Genomic DNA, 20,601 nt, shown 5'->3' on the forward strand with positions numbered 1-20,601 from the left:
TTTTTTTATGGCTCATTTATGTTGAAAATGGATGGATTCTTTGTTAAGAAAAGGATATTTTTTTACTTTTTTTGCGTTAAGATCATGTTTAAATAGATTGATTGCGTTAATCTGGTGATTATTGTAAGTATTATAGTAATAGGTACCTGATTGGGCACACATGGCATTTGTGTAGATGGTGTACCATGAGAGGTTATCACTTAATTCCGCTCCTTTTGCTACCTCACAGTATTCTAAAGTTTTGAATGTGTTCCGGACACCGCCAACCTCGTTAGTAACTGGCTCAATATGATTTCGCATGAATGCGGCTCTCACGAAACGGGAGGGGGAGGAGAAGTCGCCAGGTATGCCGAATGTACCGCTTAATAAATCCCCGCCTTCTAATGGATATCTACCCCAAGTGGCTTCTTCAGGATCATCTGCACTTACTGTTGAATAGATACCAAGGTGAGTTAATTGCCATTCAAAATCAGGACTGTTCGTCATCACACCAATTTTATTTGCATGAACCTTTAATCCCTTTTTAGTTTTTTCGACAACGATAGAACGACCAGATCGGTCACTAAAAATCCAATGCATGGGGGGGATGCTGTCAAGAACCTCGATTTTTGCACCAACTATATTCACCTGGGCGATATGTTCGGCGAGTTCTTCTATTGATTGAAATTGTGATAAAGCCCAAAAGAGTACATCATAGCAAGCAAGGTTGATCACGTTGTTTTTTGGGGTGCTATAGTAAGCATATCCTTCAAAATAGAGAACCGCACCCATCAGACCTTGTTCATTCATGCCGTCAATCATGGCGAATTGATTTTGACCCATTAATCCCATACCTATTATTGCATATGGGTTCGTAATGGTTTTTTGATCCTCACGATTTACCCATTGATAATTTCGAGGGAACACATAGATGTTATAATCCGCCGGAAGATCCACAAAGTCCATATTCCTACCAAGGAAACTCAAACGATTCTTCGTACGTAACGCTACGCTTGTGCACATTAATAAACAACTCCTTTCCTTTAATATCCTTATAACGATATATGATATGTAGGAAGGGGATTGTATTAGTCGTAACTTGTGAAGGGATGAACATTTATATAACCATTTATAAGCCAACTTAACCGAGTCTGAATGATTTATCTTAAGTGTTAAATCATATAAAATAAGAATTATAAATGTTTGTTCATTTTATTTTTTTCCTAAATCATAGGAAGAAAGAAGATGAATTTGTGCGAAGAATGGTAGATTTCACAGGAATTTAGCAAGATTTAGCGAATAGAAGTATAAGTAAGGAGAAGAATGCCCTTTATTAAAAAATCAGGAGGATGGTCAATGAATCATAAAATGAATCCGGTTGTCGAGCAAGTGCTCATTAATATAGATAAAGTAATGATCGGTAAAAGAGAAGTGGCAGAATTGAGCTTGGTTGCCTTATTATCTGGTGGTCATGTGTTACTTGAAGATGTGCCTGGTGTTGGTAAGACGATGATGGTTCGAGCTCTGGCAAAATCGCTAGGTGCGAACTTTAGAAGAATTCAATTTACCCCAGATTTATTACCATCGGATGTGACAGGCGTTTCAATTTATAATCCGAAAGAAATGGCATTTGAATTCCGCCCTGGTCCAATAATGGGTCAGATTATATTAGCAGATGAAATCAACCGGACATCCCCTAAAACACAGTCCGCCTTATTAGAAGGGATGGAGGAGAAGAGTGTAACAATTGATGGAGTGACTCATCAATTAGGTAGCCCTTTTTTTGTGATGGCGACACAAAATCCGATTGAATATGAAGGAACTTACCCGCTCCCAGAAGCGCAGCTTGACCGTTTTCTGTTAAAAATGCGTATGGGTTATCCTGAAGGAACAGAAGAGATTGAATTATTAAGTCGTGTTCAAAGTGCACTCCCGATAGAAGAAATACAGCCAGTAATGGAGTTAGAACAGCTGAGAGACATGCAGGCGAAAGTAAAAGAGGTGTATGTCGATCATTCCATTAAAAGCTATATTGTTCATATGGCTGAGCAAACAAGAAACCATAAACATGTGTATTTAGGCGTTAGCCCTAGGGGGTCTATTGCTTTAATGAAAGCATCACAAAGCTATGCGTTTATGCATGGAAGAGATTATGTCCGTCCTGATGATGTGCAATATTTAGCAAGTGCGGTCTTTAGTCATCGCTTAATTCTCAAGTCAGAAGCAAAATTTGAAGGGGTCAAAGCAGAACAAGTGATTGAGAAGATTATCGATGTTACACCGGTACCAGTGCAAAAGGCTGTGAAATAGGATGAGGCGATGGTTATTCGCAGTAAAGGGTGTATGGAAGTTAATGTTATTGTTCCTTTTACTACTCATTACTTTTTCATATGCGATGTTTCAAGGAGGATTTGTCAGCTGGTTCTTATTTTATAGCTTTTTACCGTTTGGTTTATATGCATTTGCACTGGCAATGTATCCGTTGCATCGTATCCATGTAAAGAGAGAACTTTCCAGTCAAGAGGTGAGTGCAGGAGATACACTATCGATACGTCTTTCTATTCATATGGATACGATTTTTCCGTTATTTTTTCTTGTTATCGAAGACCATATAACATCTTCGCTACAGATGAAGAAATATCTGTTATTTCCTGGATTTCGTAAAAATCTCGTTGTTTCGCAATCATTTAAGGAAATCCCTCGCGGAGAGCACGTTTTCCGATATGTTCGGCTGAAAATAGGTGACCCTCTTGGATTAATCGAACGTGAAGTAAACATGTCACTTGAAGACCGCATGATTGTGTATCCAACTTATGAAGAAATAGTTTATCAACCATTTAGTCACCAATTTGATCAAGGAATGACGGCTTCAGATGAAAGGGTGCAGAGAGATACGTCTATGGCTACAGGCGTCCGTGAATATCAACCAGGTGATCGTTTTTCTTGGATTAACTGGAAAACATCCGCCAAGCGTAATGAAATGATGGTTAAAGAATTTGAACAACGCAAATCGCATGATGTATATCTTCTCATCGATCGTTTTCCTGATGTACATTTTGAAGCAATCGTTTCTTTTACCGCTTCTCTTGTATATGCAATTCTGCGAAAAGGGGCACAGGTAGGGTTCCTTTCAGCGGGGAGAAATCGAGTGGAGTTCCCTATTCTTGGTGGTGAAGGGCAGCTACAACGAATCTTTTATCATCTAGCTACAGTGAAGGCGGATAGTAAACGTCCTTTAGAACAAGTGTTAGATGTAGAAAAAAGTCTTGCCCAACAAAATGATCAACTACTGCTTGTTACTGCCAAACTAAACAAACGTTTGCTTGAAAAGGCGAGCTTTTATTCTCAAAAAGGAAGTGTGACGATTTTTCTTGTGAAAAAAAAGGAAGAGCAAGCAGTACAAGAGGAAATTCGTTTAAAAGACACCGCTACTTCAAGAGGAATACGTATACAAATTGTGCATGAAGGTCAATTTTCTGCCGCATTCTCGGAGGTGAGGAGCGGATGATGAAAAGATTTTCTACTTTGGTTCTTTATCTCTTTGGTTTTCTCCTCATTTGGGAGTGGATTAGGCCGTTAGAGCAATTAACGGATACAGGGAATGTGTGGGTGTTCTTTCTTTTCCTATGTATTGCCCTTGCGATGGATTTTTTAAAATGGCATTGGGTCCTTCGCTTTGTCATTAATGGAGCGATTATTTTCTTCAGTTTAATGTATATTTATTTTCTTGATCAATATGGACTGATTGGCTCGATTCCTATGATGATTCAAGAGTTATTTGATAACTTTTTGACGATGTTACAAGCGCAATGGACCGCTATAACAGACATGTTTAGGACTTTATTATTCTTCATTCTTTTATGGTTGATGTCTTACCTTATTCAATATTGGCTCATCCAACGGAGACAAATTTTTATTTTCTTTTTCATGACATTGGTCTATATTACTGTCCTTGATACATTCACACCATATAATGCAGAAATGGCAATTATTCGAACCGTGATTTGTGGATTTTTAATGATGGGGATTCTCGCCTTCTATCGTCAACTAGAGAAGGAAGATATTGAAGCGAAAACATCGAAACTAAGCAAATGGATGATCCCTCTAAGTGGATTGGTGCTCATGAGTTCTCTCATTGCCTTTGCTGCACCAAAGGCAGATCCAATTTGGCCTGATCCTGTTCCTTATATCACTTCATTTAATGAAGATAGTAGAAATGAAGAAGCTGGAGGGGTGCGGAAAATTGGCTATGGTGAGGATGATTCTTTATTAGGTGGCTCTTTTGTTCCTGATGATACTCTCGTGTTTGTTGCGAAAACGGAAGATCCCCATTATTGGAAAGTAGAGACCAAAGATGTCTATACAGGTAAGGGCTGGGAACTTTCAGAAGAAGATCGTGGTAGCGAGTTTTTTGCATCAGGAGAAGAAGTGCCGTTGGAATCATTTTCAGAGAATGAAAATGTCGTTGTTGAGGAAAGAGTCAGTAATGTACAAATGAACAGAGCACGTCCTCAAATTGTCTATCCATTAGGGATAAAAAGTTTTCAAAGTGAAAACATCCCATTTGAATTGAATGAAGCGCTTGAGAAATTTTCAATTAGATATGCAGAGGATTCTCTCATGCCAACTTATGACGTAATCTTTAATGAACCCACTTATAGTGTAAATGCATTAACGGCAGTTAATAATGATAATCACGGTTTAGATTCAGCGTTTTATGAAAGGTATACGCAATTACCAGAAGATCTCCCTGATCGTGTGCGTGAATTGGCAGAAGAAATTGTAGCAGGGCATGATAATTGGTTTAACCAAATTCGTGAGATTGAAGGCTATTTTGCTCGATCGGGTTTTGTTTATTCACAAAGAGATGTGGCTGTGCCAGGACCAGATGAGGATTATGTCGACCAATTTTTGTTTGATACGAAGTTAGGTTATTGCGATAACTTTTCAACAGCAATGATCGTGCTAGCCCGTTCTGCTGGTATTCCGACTAGATGGGTTAAAGGGTTTACAGAAGGTGAAAGAACCAACGCAAATGGATTAACTGTTGGTACTTATGACATTACGAATAACAATGCTCACTCATGGGTGGAGGCTTATTTTCCTGGCGTTGGATGGATTCCGTTTGAGCCAACAACAGGTTTTAGTAATCCTGTAGAATATGAGTTTGATTTAGATGAGGAAACAACGCCTAATAACGCGGAGGAAACGGAAACACCGGAAAGAGAAGAGAGACCAGATGAAGCAGAAACGACTGAACAAACAGAAACAGCGTCAAGCACTTTTAGTTTGACGGAGCTATGGGATTCGGTAAAGGAAGCGGTTCAACAACACTGGAAAAAGATTATTTTAATAATCATTGTGCTTGCTTTCATCGGTTACCTAACGTATATCAAGCGGGGTAAATGGCTACCTTACTTCTATATTTGGACATACAAACATCGTAATAATGATCGGGATTTTGAGAAAGCGTACCTTGTTTTATTACATGAATTTTCACGGTTCGGGGTGAAAAGGAAACAAGGACAAACCTTACATTCTTTTGCCAAAGAGGTCGATCGTTTGCTTGGGCATCAACAGATGAGTCAGCTAACGGATAGTTACGAGGCTTATCTATATAGCGGTAAGCAAGAAAAGGGCATTTGGAAGAGAAATAAGGAATTGTGGGAAAATTTAATAAAAGCCACAATCGCTTGACCGTTAAAATAACCTGTTGTTAAAATAGTTGAATGAGAAGTCATGGATTCATATGCATGATGACTATCAATAATTTTAACGAATAACCTTCATATATCCTTGGTAATATGGTCCGAGAGTCTCTACCAGACTGCCTATAACAGTCTGACTATGAAGGCAGAATATATTTAGCCTAGCTAGATTTCTGCCTTCTGACTATATTTTCGGGGGGAAGAACTCTAGTTTTTTGTATGAAATAGTAGGTGTTGGATAACCTACAAATGATACATTCGGAGTCACTCTTCATATATGAAGTGGAATAAAAGAATGAGGGAATCATTCTATCAATGTTGACGAGGTGAACAGCGTGACGGGGAAAGTAGAATTGCATGACCAGGAAATGATCGTTGTACTAGACTTTGGTAGTCAGTACAATCAGTTGATTACACGCAGAATTAGGGAGTTTGGCGTTTATAGTGAATTACATCCGCATACCATTACTGCACAAGAAATCAAAGAAATGAATCCAAAAGGAATCATCTTCTCTGGTGGTCCAAACAGTGTTTACGGCGAAAATGCTTTTCGTTGTGATCCAGAAATTTTTGAATTAGGTCTACCAATCTTCGGTATTTGCTACGGTATGCAATTAATGACGATGCATTTCGGAGGAAAAGTAGAAGGTGCAAAGCAGCGTGAGTACGGTAAAGCTGTATTAAAATTACAAAATCAATCTAAATTATTTGCCGATCTTCCTGAAGAGCAAGTGGTTTGGATGAGTCATGGTGACTTAGTCGTTGAAGCACCAGAAGGTTTTGCAATTGATGGCACTAACCCTTCTTGTCCTGTCGCAGCGATTAGTGACGAAGCACGTGGATTATACGGAGTTCAATTCCACCCAGAAGTACGTCATTCTGTATACGGTAATGATATGCTGAAAAACTTTGTTTTCGGTATTTGTGGCTGTAAAGGCGATTGGTCTATGGAGAACTTTATTGAAATCGAATTGGAAAAAATTCGCCAAACAGTTGGAGATAAGAAAGTCCTTTGTGCACTTAGTGGCGGAGTAGATTCTTCTGTTGTTGCTGTTCTTATTCATAAAGCGATTGGTGACCAATTAACATGTATTTTTGTTGATCACGGTTTATTGCGTAAAGATGAAGCAGAAGGCGTTATGAAAACTTTCTCTGAAGGCTTCAATATGAATGTCATTAAAGTAGATGCTAAGGAGCGTTTCTTAAGCAAACTTGAAGGTGTCAGCGATCCTGAGAAAAAACGTAAAATTATTGGTAATGAATTCATTTACGTATTTGATGATGAAGCACATAAATTAGAAGGTATTGATTATTTAGCACAAGGTACACTTTATACAGATATTATCGAAAGTGGTACTGCAACAGCGCAAACAATCAAATCTCACCACAATGTAGGTGGACTACCTGAAGATATGCAATTCCAATTAATTGAGCCGCTTAATACTTTATTTAAAGATGAAGTACGCGCACTTGGAACAGAATTAGGTATTCCAGATGATATCGTTTGGAGACAACCATTCCCAGGTCCTGGTTTAGGTATCCGTGTTCTTGGTGCAATCTCTGAAGAAAAACTTGAAATCGTCCGTGAATCAGACGCGATCCTTCGTGAAGAAATCAAAAATGCTGGTCTTGAAAGAGATGTGTGGCAATATTTCACTGTCCTACCTGACATTCGTAGCGTAGGTGTAATGGGCGATGCGCGTACGTATGATTACACAATTGGTATCCGCGCCGTTACTTCAATTGATGGAATGACATCCGATTGGGCACGTATTCCTTGGGATGTGCTTGAAGTTATCTCAACAAGAATCGTTAATGAAGTGGACCATATCAACCGCGTAGTGTATGATATTACTTCTAAGCCACCAGCAACGATTGAGTGGGAATAAAACAATACACCTTAGAATCCTAGTTTGGATTCTAAGGTTTTTTAATAAGTATTCTTTTTGGGAGGGTGTTAGGTGTTATATTTAAAACAGGCACAATTAGAAGAGTTGGATGAAATCATGTCCATTATTGACCGAGCAAGGGAAACGATTGTTAAAAGAGGTATTCCACAATGGCAGGATGGAGATGGACCCAATCGAGAAATCATTACACAGGATATTTCGAATAAGGAAGCCTACGTGTTGATGGCGGATGAACGAAAAGTCGGTATTGGCACGATCTTAACTGCGCCAGAAGAACCGTATGAGCAATTAGTGAATTGGGAGAAAGCAGAAACGCCGTATGCTTCGATTCATCGAGTAGCGATTGACCCAGAGATACAAGGAAAGGGTTATTCGACGATATTGCTTCAACATTTAATTACCGCTGCAAGGCTCAATGGATTTCGTGATATTCGCATTGACACCCATCCCGAAAATGAAGTCATGCAAAAGGTTATTCAGAAAGCTGGTTTTTCCTATATTGGGGATGTGGAGCTAGATGTTCCAAATGGTAATCGATTTGCCTACCAAATATTGCTTAAATAAAAGAAGTATTGCTTCATAAATCTAGTTGGTTTATAGTTAAACCAAATGAAATTACGTATATAAAGTGGAAAATAAACCTAATTCCGAACAATGGTAAAAAACGGACTGAAAAATGTTCGTTTTTTATATTGACTAGGACTTTTTTAATTGCTAATATAATAGAGAATTAAATATTAAAAACATCTTCGTATAATGTTGGGAATATGGCCCAAAAGTTTCTACCAAGTTACCGTAAATGACTTGACTACTTGATGTGTGTGCGTAACAAAGGAATGTGCTTTAGATATTATACTAATCTTATTTTTTACATTCCATGTTACTTATACCATCCCTGTTGTCAAGACTTCGGTTACTTTCCGAAGTTTTTTTAATGCCAACTTTAGGGGGAAAATTAAAAATGAAAAAGTACTTCCAATTCGACGAACTCGGCACCAATTTTCGCCGTGAGATTATTGGCGGGATTACAACATTCTTAGCTATGGCTTATATATTAGCAGTTAACCCTGCTGTACTATCGTTAGCAGATGTACCAGATCTTCCAGATGCTATGAGAATGGACATGGGGGCAGTCTTTGTTGCTACAGCTTTAGCAGCCGCGATTGGTTCAATCCTCATGGGGGTTATCGCTCGTTATCCAATAGCTCTTGCTCCAGGTATGGGTATAAACGCATTTTTTGCCTATACTGTAGTACTGACAATGGGTATTTCATGGCAACATGCTTTAGCTGGAACATTTATTTCGGGTGTGATTTTCATTCTATTATCACTATCCGGTATTAGAGAAAAAATTATTAATGCAATTCCAGCACCATTAAAATTTGCTGTATCTGCAGGGATTGGCTTGTTTATTACATTTGTTGGTGCGCAAAACGCTGGTCTTATTGCAAATGATGACGCAGTGTTAGTTGGTTTAGGTGATTTCTCTGATGGTAATGTGTTATTAGCTATTTTTGGTATTATTATTACTGTTATTTTAATGACAAGAGGTTTAAAAGGTGGTATTTTCATCGGGATGGTCGTAACGGCTGTTGTTGGTATGATCTTTGGTCTGGTGGATGTGCCTCATAAAGTCGTTGGAGCAGTACCAAGTATTGCACCAACTTTTGGTGAAGCGTTCGGTTCTTTTGGAGATGCATCATTCTACTCAACACAAATGCTTGTGGTTGTTTTAACATTTTTATTCGTAGACTTCTTTGATACAGCAGGTACACTTGTAGGTGTAGCGAATCAGGCGGGATTAATGAAGGACGGTAAATTACCAAGAGCAGGAAAAGCTTTACTTGCTGACTCAACAGCAACTGTTGCAGGTTCAATTTTAGGAACATCTACAACGACTTCTTATGTAGAATCTTCTTCAGGGGTCGCTGCAGGTGCAAGAACAGGTTTCGCTGCTATTGTAACAGGTGTCTTATTCTTACTAGCAATCTTTTTCTTCCCGATTGTGTCAGTAGTTACATCAGCAGTTACAGCACCGGCCTTAATTATAGTAGGGGTATTAATGGTTGCTTCATTAGGTAATATAGATTGGACAAAATTTGAAATAGCGGTACCAGCGTTCTTAACTATCTTAGCCATGCCTCTTACCTATAGTATTGCAACAGGTATTGCAATTGGATTTATTTTCTATCCAATTACAATGATTGTTAAGGGGAGAGCTAAAGAGATTCATCCAATTATGTACTTCCTATTTGTAGTATTTGTTCTTTACTTTATTTTCTTGAAATAATATCTAGGAGGAAATATCCACTCCTTAAATAGCCAGTTCCCATCATTTAATGGGACTGGCTATTTTGTTATTTATAGGGTGAAAATTTCATTTTTGGTAGCAGATGTTTGCAACTTAGCGACTGGTAGTTGCAAAGGTCTCTTACTTTCTCTATTATGTATGTTCTATTTCTACATATATTTCCTGAGATTTTACAAGTTAATTCTACTAAACTGATACAATCATGATGGAAATGGTGTGATCAGGTATTTCAAAGTGATGTGACAAGAATCCATCAGCCAAAGAGGAACAGTTAAGCTTATAAAGCGAAGAAATGAGTAGCGAGATTTTGAGTTTTTGACAAAAACATTGGTTCTATTCTTCTTACTCAAATGGAAGGAGTGAGGAAATCTAATTGCTTTGTAAGAAGAATAAGAGTTTCTCGAACGATTAAGAAATAAATGTTTAAATGCCTTATAAAGGAGGTATATATACAACAATAGTATTTTTATAAAAAAACTTTATATTTGTTGTTGACGAAAGTAGATAGGGATGATACTATTATAAAGCAGTCGTTGATAACGCTTTCTTAGATTACTTTCGAAAAAAGAATTTTAAAAAGTTGTTGACAATAGATTGCGAGAATGTTATATTAATAAAGTCGCTTCTGAAGCGAACGAGATTGTTCTTTGAAAACTGAACGAACGTAAAACGTCAAGCGTAATTCTAAAAAAAGCTGATTTATCAGCAACAAAGCACCATAGGTGCAAATGAGCTAATCAAACACTTTATTGGAGAGTTTGATCCTGGCTCAGGACGAACGCTGGCGGCGTGCCTAATACATGCAAGTCGAGCGAATCTGAGGGAGCTTGCTCCCAAAGATTAGCGGCGGACGGGTGAGTAACACGTGGGCAACCTGCCTGTAAGACTGGGATAACTCCGGGAAACCGGGGCTAATACCGGATAATATCTATTTATACATATAATTAGATTGAAAGATGGTTCTGCTATCACTTACAGATGGGCCCGCGGCGCATTAGCTAGTTGGTGAGGTAACGGCTCACCAAGGCGACGATGCGTAGCCGACCTGAGAGGGTGATCGGCCACACTGGGACTGAGACACGGCCCAGACTCCTACGGGAGGCAGCAGTAGGGAATCTTCCGCAATGGACGAAAGTCTGACGGAGCAACGCCGCGTGAGTGATGAAGGTTTTCGGATCGTAAAACTCTGTTGTTAGGGAAGAACAAGTATCGGAGTAACTGCCGGTACCTTGACGGTACCTAACCAGAAAGCCACGGCTAACTACGTGCCAGCAGCCGCGGTAATACGTAGGTGGCAAGCGTTGTCCGGAATTATTGGGCGTAAAGCGCGCGCAGGCGGTTCCTTAAGTCTGATGTGAAAGCCCACGGCTCAACCGTGGAGGGTCATTGGAAACTGGGGAACTTGAGTGCAGAAGAGGAAAGTGGAATTCCAAGTGTAGCGGTGAAATGCGTAGAGATTTGGAGGAACACCAGTGGCGAAGGCGACTTTCTGGTCTGTAACTGACGCTGAGGCGCGAAAGCGTGGGGAGCAAACAGGATTAGATACCCTGGTAGTCCACGCCGTAAACGATGAGTGCTAAGTGTTAGAGGGTTTCCGCCCTTTAGTGCTGCAGCAAACGCATTAAGCACTCCGCCTGGGGAGTACGACCGCAAGGTTGAAACTCAAAGGAATTGACGGGGGCCCGCACAAGCGGTGGAGCATGTGGTTTAATTCGAAGCAACGCGAAGAACCTTACCAGGTCTTGACATCCTCTGACAATCCTAGAGATAGGACTTTCCCCTTCGGGGGACAGAGTGACAGGTGGTGCATGGTTGTCGTCAGCTCGTGTCGTGAGATGTTGGGTTAAGTCCCGCAACGAGCGCAACCCTTGATCTTAGTTGCCAGCATTTAGTTGGGCACTCTAAGGTGACTGCCGGTGACAAACCGGAGGAAGGTGGGGATGACGTCAAATCATCATGCCCCTTATGACCTGGGCTACACACGTGCTACAATGGATGGTACAAAGGGCTGCAAGACCGCGAGGTTTAGCCAATCCCATAAAACCATTCTCAGTTCGGATTGTAGGCTGCAACTCGCCTACATGAAGCCGGAATCGCTAGTAATCGCGGATCAGCATGCCGCGGTGAATACGTTCCCGGGCCTTGTACACACCGCCCGTCACACCACGAGAGTTTGTAACACCCGAAGTCGGTGGGGTAACCTTTTGGAGCCAGCCGCCTAAGGTGGGACAGATGATTGGGGTGAAGTCGTAACAAGGTAGCCGTATCGGAAGGTGCGGCTGGATCACCTCCTTTCTAAGGAATATACGGAATTAACTTGATGTTAGACTGTTCGTTCAGTTTTGAGAGTATAATCTCTCAATTCAATCGTTCTTTGAAAACTAGATAATGTAATGAAGAAGATTACCGAGTAATCGCCACCTTAGTTATTTTCTCTCTATATAATAGTAATAGAGTAGAGATACTAAACTTTTTTAAAACACACAACCGAGAGGGTTGTGAGAAGCAAGCAGTTCAAGGAAGCGAGCGAGGAAACACCGGAGTGTGCGTCTTGTGCACATGAGGATGTTGACGAGTGAGCTGACGCCGAAATGCGTAGCTTATCGCAAGCCGAACAATGGTTAAGTTAATAAGGGCGCACGGTGAATGCCTTGGCACTAGGAGCCGATGAAGGACGGGACTAACACCGATATGCTTCGGGGAGCTGTAAGTAAGCTTTGATCCGGAGATTTCCGAATGGGGAAACCCCCTATCCGTTATGGGATAGGATCCATACCTGAATACATAGGGTATGGAAGGCAGACCCGGGGAACTGAAACATCTAAGTACCCGGAGGAAGAGAAAGCAAACGCGATTCCCTGAGTAGCGGCGAGCGAAACGGGATTAGCCCAAACCAAGAGGCTTGCCTCTTGGGGTTGTAGGACATTCTATACGGAGTTACAAAGGAACGAGATAGACGAAGAGGTCTGGAAAGGCCCGCCATAGGAGGTAAAAGCCCTGTAGTTGAAACTTCGTTCCCTCCAGAGTGGATCCTGAGTACGGCGGGACACGAGAAATCCCGTCGGAAGCAGGGAGGACCATCTCCCAAGGCTAAATACTCCCTAGTGACCGATAGTGAACCAGTACCGTGAGGGAAAGGTGAAAAGCACCCCGGAAGGGGAGTGAAAGAGATCCTGAAACCGTGTGCCTACAAGTAGTTAGAGCCCGTTAATGGGTGATAGCGTGCCTTTTGTAGAATGAACCGGCGAGTTACGATTACATGCGAGGTTAAGTTGGACAGACGGAGCCGTAGCGAAAGCGAGTCTGAATAGGGCGAATTTAGTATGTGGTCGTAGACCCGAAACCAGGTGATCTACCCATGTCCAGGGTGAAGTCCAGGTAACACTGGATGGAGGCCCGAACCCACGTACGTTGAAAAGTGCGGGGATGAGGTGTGGGTAGCGGAGAAATTCCAATCGAACTTGGAGATAGCTGGTTCTCTCCGAAATAGCTTTAGGGCTAGCCTCATGCGTAAGAATCTTGGAGGTAGAGCACTGTTTGGACTAGGGGCCCTCATCGGGTTACCGAATTCAGACAAACTCCGAATGCCAAAGATTTATCCATGGGAGTCAGACTGCGAGTGATAAGATCCGTAGTCAAGAGGGAAACAGCCCAGACCACCAGCTAAGGTCCCAAAGTATACGTTAAGTGGAAAAGGATGTGGAGTTGCTTAGACAACCAGGATGTTGGCTTAGAAGCAGCCACCATTTAAAGAGTGCGTAATAGCTCACTGGTCGAGTGACTCCGCGCCGAAAATGTACCGGGGCTAAACGTATCACCGAAGCTGTGGATTGAACATCGTTGATGTTCAGTGGTAGGAGAGCGTTCTAAGGGCGTTGAAGCTAGACCGTAAGGACTGGTGGAGCGCTTAGAAGTGAGAATGCCGGTATGAGTAGCGAAAGATGGGTGAGAATCCCATCCACCGAATGCCTAAGGTTTCCTGAGGAAGGCTCGTCCGCTCAGGGTTAGTCGGGACCTAAGCCGAGGCTGAAAAGCGTAGGCGATGGACAACAGGTTGATATTCCTGTACCACCGTATTCTGTTTGAGTGATGGGGGGACGCAGGAGGATAGGGTAAGCGCACTATTGGATGTGCGTCTAAGCAGTTAGAGGGACCATGAGGCAAATCCCATGGTCACATACCTTGAGCTGTGATAGCGAGGGAAATTTAGTACCGAAGTTCTTGATTCCACACTGCCAAGAAAAGCCTCTAGCGAGGAATAAGGTGCCCGTACCGCAAACCGACACAGGTAGGCGAGGAGAGAATCCTAAGGTGAGCGAGAGAACTCTCGTTAAGGAACTCGGCAAAATGACCCCGTAACTTCGGGAGAAGGGGTGCTCATTAGGGTGTTAAAGCCTTGATGAGCCGCAGTGAATAGGCCCAGGCGACTGTTTAGCAAAAACACAGGTCTCTGCGAAGCCGCAAGGCGAAGTATAGGGGCTGACGCCTGCCCGGTGCTGGAAGGTTAAGAGGAGAGGTTAGCTCACGCGAAGCTTTGAATCGAAGCCCCAGTAAACGGCGGCCGTAACTATAACGGTCCTAAGGTAGCGAAATTCCTTGTCGGGTAAGTTCCGACCCGCACGAAAGGCGTAACGATCTGGGCACTGTCTCAACGAGAGACTCGGTGAAATTATAGTACCTGTGAAGATGCAGGTTACCCGCGACAGGACGGAAAGACCCCGTGGAGCTTTACTGTAGCCTGATATTGAATTTTGGTACAGCTTGTACAGGATAGGTAGGAGCCTTAGAAGCCGGAGCGCTAGCTTCGGTGGAGGCGTCGGTGGGATACTACCCTGGCTGTATTGAAATTCTAACCCACATCCCTTATCGGGATGGGAGACAGTGTCAGGTGGGCAGTTTGACTGGGGCGGTCGCCTCCTAAAGAGTAACGGAGGCGCCCAAAGGTTCCCTCAGAATGGTTGGAAATCATTCGTAGAGTGTAAAGGCACAAGGGAGCTTGACTGCGAGACCTACAAGTCGAGCAGGGACGAAAGTCGGGCTTAGTGATCCGGTGGTTCCGCATGGAAGGGCCATCGCTCAACGGATAAAAGCTACCCCGGGGATAACAGGCTTATCTCCCCCAAGAGTCCACATCGACGGGGAGGTTTGGCACCTCGATGTCGGCTCATCGCATCCTGGGGCTGTAGTCGGTCCCAAGGGTTGGGCTGTTCGCCCATTAAAGCGGTACGCGAGCTGGGTTCAGAACGTCGTGAGACAGTTCGGTCCCTATCCGTCGTGGGCGCAGGAAATTTGAGAGGAGCTGTCCTTAGTACGAGAGGACCGGGATGGACGCACCGCTGGTGTACCAGTTGTCTTGCCAAAGGCATCGCTGGGTAGCTATGTGCGGAAGGGATAAGTGCTGAAAGCATCTAAGCATGAAGCCCCCCTCGAGATGAGATTTCCCATAGCGCAAGCTAGTAAGATCCCTGAAAGATGATCAGGTTGATAGGTTAGAGGTGGAAGTGTGGCGACACATGCAGCTGACTAATACTAATCGATCGAGGACTTAACCAATTCGAAATGCGGAGGCGCCTTGTTCAGGTGCGACAAGCATAAGACGGATTTGACAGGAGGTTGTTCTTTAACCTCATGACAAATTTGACTTATGACCTCGAGCACCTAGGCGCCGCAGCTGGACAGAACTACGTAAGTAGTATCCTACAGCACGCATTCAGGCGATTACTCAATAAATATCTTCTTCAACATTACCTAGTTTTGAGGGAACGATTCCCTTACAATTTCATAGTCCGGTGGCGATAGCGAGAAGGTCACACCCGTTCCCATACCGAACACGGAAGTTAAGCTTCTCAGCGCCGATGGTAGTTAGGGGCTGTCCCCTTGTGAGAGTAGGACGTTGCCGGGCAAGATAAAAGAGCACATCATTTGATGTGCTCTTTTTTTGTGGTTATTTACTAGGTCTCTATAAGATTACAAGCTTTTTCTATTTAATCTGTAAATACCGATAAAAGTGATATAATTCTGTCCGCATTAGATAGTTTTCTTGTTGTAGGGTTGATGTAATGTTCTTTAGTTGATTCAACTCTTCTTGCATATATTGGAGTTGTGTTTGTATATTTGTCATATTGGTTTTTGCTATATTCTTTTCCCTTGCTTCTTCGCGAGAGATAATTTCATCTTCTCTAATCCCTTTTATAATGGATGCTGTTCCGATACTTTCTCCGGCAGCTACAATAATACTTCCAAGTAAGGCTAACCTAAATGACTCTAAACTAAGTATTCCTTCACTTTCCGATTCAGTTATGCCTTCTTCATCTTCTTCTAGTTGATCAAAAAGACCAATGACTACGATTATGCTCCCAATTGCAGAGAGAGCGCCGCCTAGTAATGCCAGTCTCTCACTTTCACGAACCCCTTCGCCTTCAGTTTGGAAATTTGCATGATGTGCGTAAAATGGATACCAAAAGACCATCTCTCTCCACCTCTTTTCCGATCATTAGGCATACATCCTGTATAACAGAGTATTCTTTTTTATGTAGATGGTACATTGTTTCAAGCGTTTAATTTAGGAAATTTGGGGAATCGAACAGGAAAGTAGTCATTTAACCTTGAAAGTTTGGGTATAAAGGTAATAAGAAGGTTTGAAGTGAGATAGGAGTGTTAAAATGTTAGAGAATGGCCTTGTAATGGTAACGATTATTTTGGTTATTAATATTGTGTATGTGTCCTTTTTTACGATTCGTATGATATTAACATTAAAAGGGCAGCGTTACCAGGCAGCATTTATTAGTATGATTGAAATTGTTATTTATGTCATTGGTTTAGGCTTAGTGTTAGATAATTTAGACCAGATACAGAACATTATCGCCTATGCAGTCGGGTATGGTATAGGGGTCATTGTTGGGATGAAAATTGAAGAAAAGCTTGCACTTGGCTATATTACTGTTAATGTAATAACGAAGGAGTATGATAAAGATTTGCCAAAGGATTTACGGGCCAAAGGATATGGTGTAACGTCTTGGGCTGCGAATGGGCTTGAAGGGGACCGTATGGCACTGCAAATCTTAACTCCAAGAAAGTATGAATTAAAGCTGTATGATACGATTAAAACACTTGATCCGAAGGCCTTTATCATTGCTTATGAACCAAAGACGATATATGGGGGCTTCTGGGTTAAATCTGTTAAGAAAGGTAAGTTATTTAAGTGAGTCAAAAGAAAAAGAAATTTGAAGTGTTGGAAAATGAAACCATTGATCAATGCTTAGATCGCATGAAGCAAGAAGGGTATTTTCCAATAAGAAGAATGGAAAAACCGTACTTTAAAGAAATGAAGAAAAATGGGAAGACAGAATATGAACCTGCAGGGCAAAAAATAGTCTTTGAAGGACAACTTTTGTAGCAAAACACGAACATTAATTTTCTGACTTCTTTAATCGTTCGAGATTATCATTGACGGACAATTCGGAAGTTGTTAAGATGAAATTGAAAGAAAACCTAACAACATTTTAACCCCTCATATAATAATGGGAATATGGCCCATGAGTCTCTACCCGGGAACCGTAAATACTCGGACTATGAGGGAAAGCTTCTTGTTTGTCCAAGGGACTAGTGTCTCTAAATTCATAACATTTCAATTTATGAATGAATGGCTCAGACAGAATCTTTCTCTCTTAGATTAGAGCGAGGATTCTATCTGGGCTTTTTCATTTTTTGGACAAAAAGGAATGGAGGAGAAGGATGAAAATCGAAGTTGCCGTCATCATGGGTAGTACATCAGATTGGGAAACGATGAAACATACTTGTGACATTTTAGATGAGCTTGAAGTCGGTTATGAAAAAAAAGTCGTATCTGCACATAGAACGCCTGATTTGATGTTTGATTATGCAGAAAGTGCAAGAGCTAAAGGAATCAAAGTCATTATTGCAGGAGCAGGGGGTGCCGCACACTTACCTGGCATGGTAGCCGCTAAAACAACGCTACCAGTCATTGGTGTCCCAGTTCAATCTAAAGCGTTAAACGGGATAGATTCCTTATTATCCATTGTACAAATGCCTGGCGGTGTCCCAGTTGCTACAGTTGCTATTGGTAAAGCAGGGGCAACAAATGCAGGGTTACTGGCAGGGCAAATCTTAAGCGCCTTTGATGAGGAAATTGCTAAACGGTTAGAAGATAGGCGAGAAAGAACAAAACAACAAGTGTTAGAAAGTAGTGATGATCTTGTCTAAACAAACCATACTACCTGGTCAAACAATCGGCATAATTGGTGGAGGGCAGCTAGGTCGCATGATGGCATTATCGGCCAAAGCGAATGGTTTTCGCATAGCTGTACTGGATCCCACGGAAGATTCCCCATGTGGTCAAGTGGCTGATGTGAAGATTGTTTCAGCTTATGATGATATGAATGCAATAAAACAATTAGCATCTATAAGTGATATTGTGACATATGAATTTGAAAATATTAGTGCTGAGGCGCTTGATTGGCTTTGTGAGAATGCTTATGTGCCTCAAGGTTCACATGTATTATCACAGACACAGGATCGTATAAAAGAGAAGGTAGCGATCACAAAAGCAGGTGCGACTGTTGCCCCGTACGCAGAGATTCACGCAACGGAAGATATTTATGCTAATATAGAAGCGCTTGGCTTTCCTGCTGTTTTAAAAACAGCAAGAGGTGGATACGATGGCAAGGGACAATATGTAATTCATAACGAAGCTGACATAGAAAAGGCGAAAGAATTATTAAATCATGGTGCATGCGTCTTAGAGAAGTTCATTCCTTTTCAAAAAGAAATCTCAGTGATTGTTTTCAGGAATCCCAATGGTGAAACAGCTTTCTTGCCAGTTGGGGAAAATGTTCATAAAGATAATATTCTACATCAAACGATTGTACCGGCGAGAATTTCCAAATTAGCTTCTCAAACGGCCTTAGAAGAGGCGAAAAAAATTGCCGATGATTTTGAGCTAGTTGGTACACTTGCGGTGGAAATGTTCCTTGGAGAAAATGATGAGATCTATATTAACGAACTAGCCCCAAGGCCGCATAATTCTGGTCACTACTCTATTGAAGCATGTGAAACTTCACAATTCGAACAGCATATTCGTGCAGTTTGTAATTGGCCATTAGCAAATACAGAATTACTAAAACCAGCTGTAATGGTCAATATATTAGGAGAGCATGTTGAACCTCTTATTCGGTTCATTCCTACGGTAACGGATTGGAAGGTTCATTTATACGGGAAAGCAGAAGCGAAGTTTAAACGAAAAATGGGTCATGTGACATTGCTTCGCGACAATGTAGAGGAAGCTTTACGTGAAGTAGAACAAAGTGACATATGGCAAATTGCTGCAGAAAAGATCGGAGGATAAATCATGATTGATCGTTATACTCGCCCAGAGATGGGAGCTATTTGGACAGAACAGAACCGTTTCCAAGCTTGGTTGGAAGTGGAGATTCTTGCTTGCGAAGCCTGGGCTGAGCTTGGAGATATTCCTAAAGAGGATGTAGCTAAAATCCGTGAAAAAGCTTCATTTGACATTGAGCGAATTAAAGAAATAGAAGAAGAAACAAGACATGATGTCGTTGCCTTTACACGTGCCGTTTCCGAAACACTCGGTGAAGAACGTAAATGGGTCCATTATGGCCTTACTTCTACAGATGTTGTCGATACTGCACTTTCATATATAGTAAAGCAAGCAAATGATATCTTACTAAAAGACCTCGAGCGTTTTGTAGAAATTCTTAAAGTAAAAGCACAAGAGCATAAAAACACAGTAATGATGGGACGTACACATGGTGTGCATGCGGAGCCGACTACTTTTGGTTTGAAAATGGCATTATGGTATGAAGAGATGAAACGTAACTTGGCACGCTTTAAAGAGGCGGCTGCTGGCGTTGAGTTCGGTAAAATTTCCGGCGCTGTCGGTACGTATGCGAACATCGATCCATTTGTTGAACAATATGTTTGTGAAAAGCTTGGTATTCAGCCAGCACCTATTTCTACACAAACACTACAACGTGATCGTCATGCACATTATATGAGCACGATTGCATTAATTGCTACGTCCATCGAGAAGTTTGCCACAGAGATACGAGGCCTGCAAAAGAGTGAAACACGTGAAGTGGAAGAATTCTTTGCAAAAGGACAAAAAGGTTCTTCAGCCATGCCTCATAAGCGTAATCCGATTGGATCAGAGAATATGACAGGGATGGCAAGAGTCATTCGTGGTTATATGATGACCGCGTATGAAAATGTGTCATTGTGGCATGAGCGTGATATTTCTCACTCTTCAGCGGAGCGCGTGATTTTACCAGATGCAACGATTGCATTGAATTATATGCTTAACCGCTTTGGCAATATTGTGAAGAACTTAACGGTATATCCTGAGAATATGAAACGAAATATGGATCGTACGTTAGGGCTTATTTATTCTCAACGTGTATTGCTCGCATTGATTGATAAAGGCCTTGTGCGTGAAGAAGCGTATGATACTGTTCAACCAAAAGCAATGGAATCATGGGAAAAACAAGTACCATTCCGCAGCTTAATTGATCAAGATGAAAAGATCACTTCCCTTTTAACAAAAGAAGAGATAGATGATTGCTTCGATTATCATCACCATTTGAAGCATGTAGATACGATCTTTAATCGTTTAGGTTTATAAAAAATAATGGGGAGAAGAAGTTTTTCCTCCTCT

The 20,601-nt window shown here is 41.6% G+C and carries 13 protein-coding genes, 3 rRNA genes and 3 riboswitches; of the genes, 14 read left to right on the forward strand and 2 right to left on the reverse strand.

Annotated elements, in window-relative coordinates; all coding sequences use genetic code 11:
• Positions 1-12: 12 nt before the first annotated feature.
• Entirely contained in the window at positions 13-1,002 is a 990-nt protein-coding gene (locus MHI57_RS18475) for a choloylglycine hydrolase family protein (protein ID WP_307319157.1), read from the reverse strand.
• 333 nt (positions 1,003-1,335) lie between these two features.
• Here MHI57_RS18475 and MHI57_RS18480 point away from each other — a divergent pair, with 333 nt between their 5' ends.
• The 9 genes from MHI57_RS18480 to rrf all read left to right on the forward strand — a co-directional run bounded on the left by MHI57_RS18480 (position 1,336) and on the right by rrf (position 15,810).
• Positions 1,336-2,289, forward strand: a complete 954-nt coding sequence (locus tag MHI57_RS18480) for an AAA family ATPase (protein WP_224939194.1) — start codon at positions 1,336-1,338, stop codon at positions 2,287-2,289.
• 1 nt (position 2,290) lies between these two features.
• Positions 2,291-3,487 (forward strand): DUF58 domain-containing protein, encoded by a 1,197-nt coding sequence (locus MHI57_RS18485; RefSeq protein ID WP_340977692.1) that lies wholly within the window; start codon positions 2,291-2,293, stop codon positions 3,485-3,487.
• The gene (locus MHI57_RS18490) at positions 3,484-5,676 is read left to right on the forward strand and encodes a transglutaminase TgpA family protein (RefSeq protein WP_340977694.1); all 2,193 of its coding nucleotides are present in this window, start codon (positions 3,484-3,486) and stop codon (positions 5,674-5,676) included. Before MHI57_RS18485 ends, MHI57_RS18490 begins: the two co-directional genes overlap by 4 nt.
• A gap of 69 nt (positions 5,677-5,745) precedes the next feature.
• A riboswitch (purine riboswitch) is annotated at positions 5,746-5,847 on the forward strand.
• A 208-nt stretch (positions 5,848-6,055) separates the two neighbouring features.
• Positions 6,056-7,576, forward strand: a complete 1,521-nt coding sequence (gene guaA / locus MHI57_RS18495; protein WP_412728639.1) for a glutamine-hydrolyzing GMP synthase — start codon at positions 6,056-6,058, stop codon at positions 7,574-7,576.
• A 72-nt stretch (positions 7,577-7,648) separates the two neighbouring features.
• Positions 7,649-8,161, forward strand: coding sequence for a GNAT family N-acetyltransferase (locus tag MHI57_RS18500; RefSeq protein WP_322910488.1), 513 nt, complete (start codon positions 7,649-7,651; stop codon positions 8,159-8,161).
• Positions 8,162-8,326: 165 nt separating this feature from the next.
• Positions 8,327-8,430: riboswitch (purine riboswitch) on the forward strand.
• A 128-nt stretch (positions 8,431-8,558) separates the two neighbouring features.
• A complete protein-coding gene (locus MHI57_RS18505; RefSeq protein WP_095370727.1) occupies positions 8,559-9,887 on the forward strand; it encodes an NCS2 family permease in 1,329 nt (442 codons plus the stop codon).
• 767 nt (positions 9,888-10,654) lie between these two features.
• Positions 10,655-12,203 (forward strand): 16S ribosomal RNA (locus MHI57_RS18510).
• 324 nt (positions 12,204-12,527) lie between these two features.
• Positions 12,528-15,461, forward strand: a 23S ribosomal RNA gene (locus tag MHI57_RS18515).
• Positions 15,462-15,693: 232 nt separating this feature from the next.
• A 5S ribosomal RNA gene (gene rrf / locus MHI57_RS18520) occupies positions 15,694-15,810 on the forward strand.
• Together the 16S, 23S and 5S rRNA genes form the textbook arrangement of a ribosomal RNA operon.
• A 78-nt stretch (positions 15,811-15,888) precedes the next feature.
• Here rrf and MHI57_RS18525 read toward each other — a convergent pair.
• Positions 15,889-16,377 (reverse strand): hypothetical protein, encoded by a 489-nt coding sequence (locus tag MHI57_RS18525; RefSeq protein ID WP_095370726.1) that lies wholly within the window; start codon positions 16,375-16,377, stop codon positions 15,889-15,891.
• A gap of 193 nt (positions 16,378-16,570) precedes the next feature.
• Here MHI57_RS18525 and MHI57_RS18530 point away from each other — a divergent pair, with 193 nt between their 5' ends.
• From MHI57_RS18530 to purB, 5 genes are all read left to right on the forward strand, one after another.
• The gene (locus MHI57_RS18530; protein WP_095370725.1) at positions 16,571-17,113 is read left to right on the forward strand and encodes a DUF2179 domain-containing protein; all 543 of its coding nucleotides are present in this window, start codon (positions 16,571-16,573) and stop codon (positions 17,111-17,113) included.
• On the forward strand, positions 17,110-17,304 hold the full coding sequence (locus tag MHI57_RS18535; RefSeq protein ID WP_251163305.1) for an NETI motif-containing protein: 195 nt from the start codon (positions 17,110-17,112) through the stop codon (positions 17,302-17,304). Before MHI57_RS18530 ends, MHI57_RS18535 begins: the two co-directional genes overlap by 4 nt.
• 94 nt (positions 17,305-17,398) lie before the next feature.
• Positions 17,399-17,500, forward strand: a riboswitch (purine riboswitch).
• Between the two features lie 142 nt (positions 17,501-17,642).
• Positions 17,643-18,131 carry a 5-(carboxyamino)imidazole ribonucleotide mutase gene (purE, locus tag MHI57_RS18540; protein ID WP_095370724.1) on the forward strand — a complete coding sequence of 163 codons (489 nt, stop codon included), beginning with the start codon at positions 17,643-17,645 and terminating at the stop codon, positions 18,129-18,131.
• Positions 18,118-19,272: a 5-(carboxyamino)imidazole ribonucleotide synthase gene (purK, locus tag MHI57_RS18545; RefSeq protein WP_340977700.1), complete on the forward strand. Its 1,155-nt coding sequence runs from the start codon at positions 18,118-18,120 to the stop codon at positions 19,270-19,272. Before purE ends, purK begins: the two co-directional genes overlap by 14 nt.
• 3 nt (positions 19,273-19,275) lie before the next feature.
• Positions 19,276-20,568 (forward strand): adenylosuccinate lyase, encoded by a 1,293-nt coding sequence (purB, locus tag MHI57_RS18550; protein ID WP_095370723.1) that lies wholly within the window; start codon positions 19,276-19,278, stop codon positions 20,566-20,568.
• Positions 20,569-20,601 lie beyond the last annotated feature (33 nt).

Origin of the sequence: Cytobacillus sp. FSL K6-0129 (assembly GCF_038007625.1) — a bacterium.
GTDB lineage: Bacteria > Bacillota > Bacilli > Bacillales > Cytobacillaceae > Cytobacillus > Cytobacillus kochii.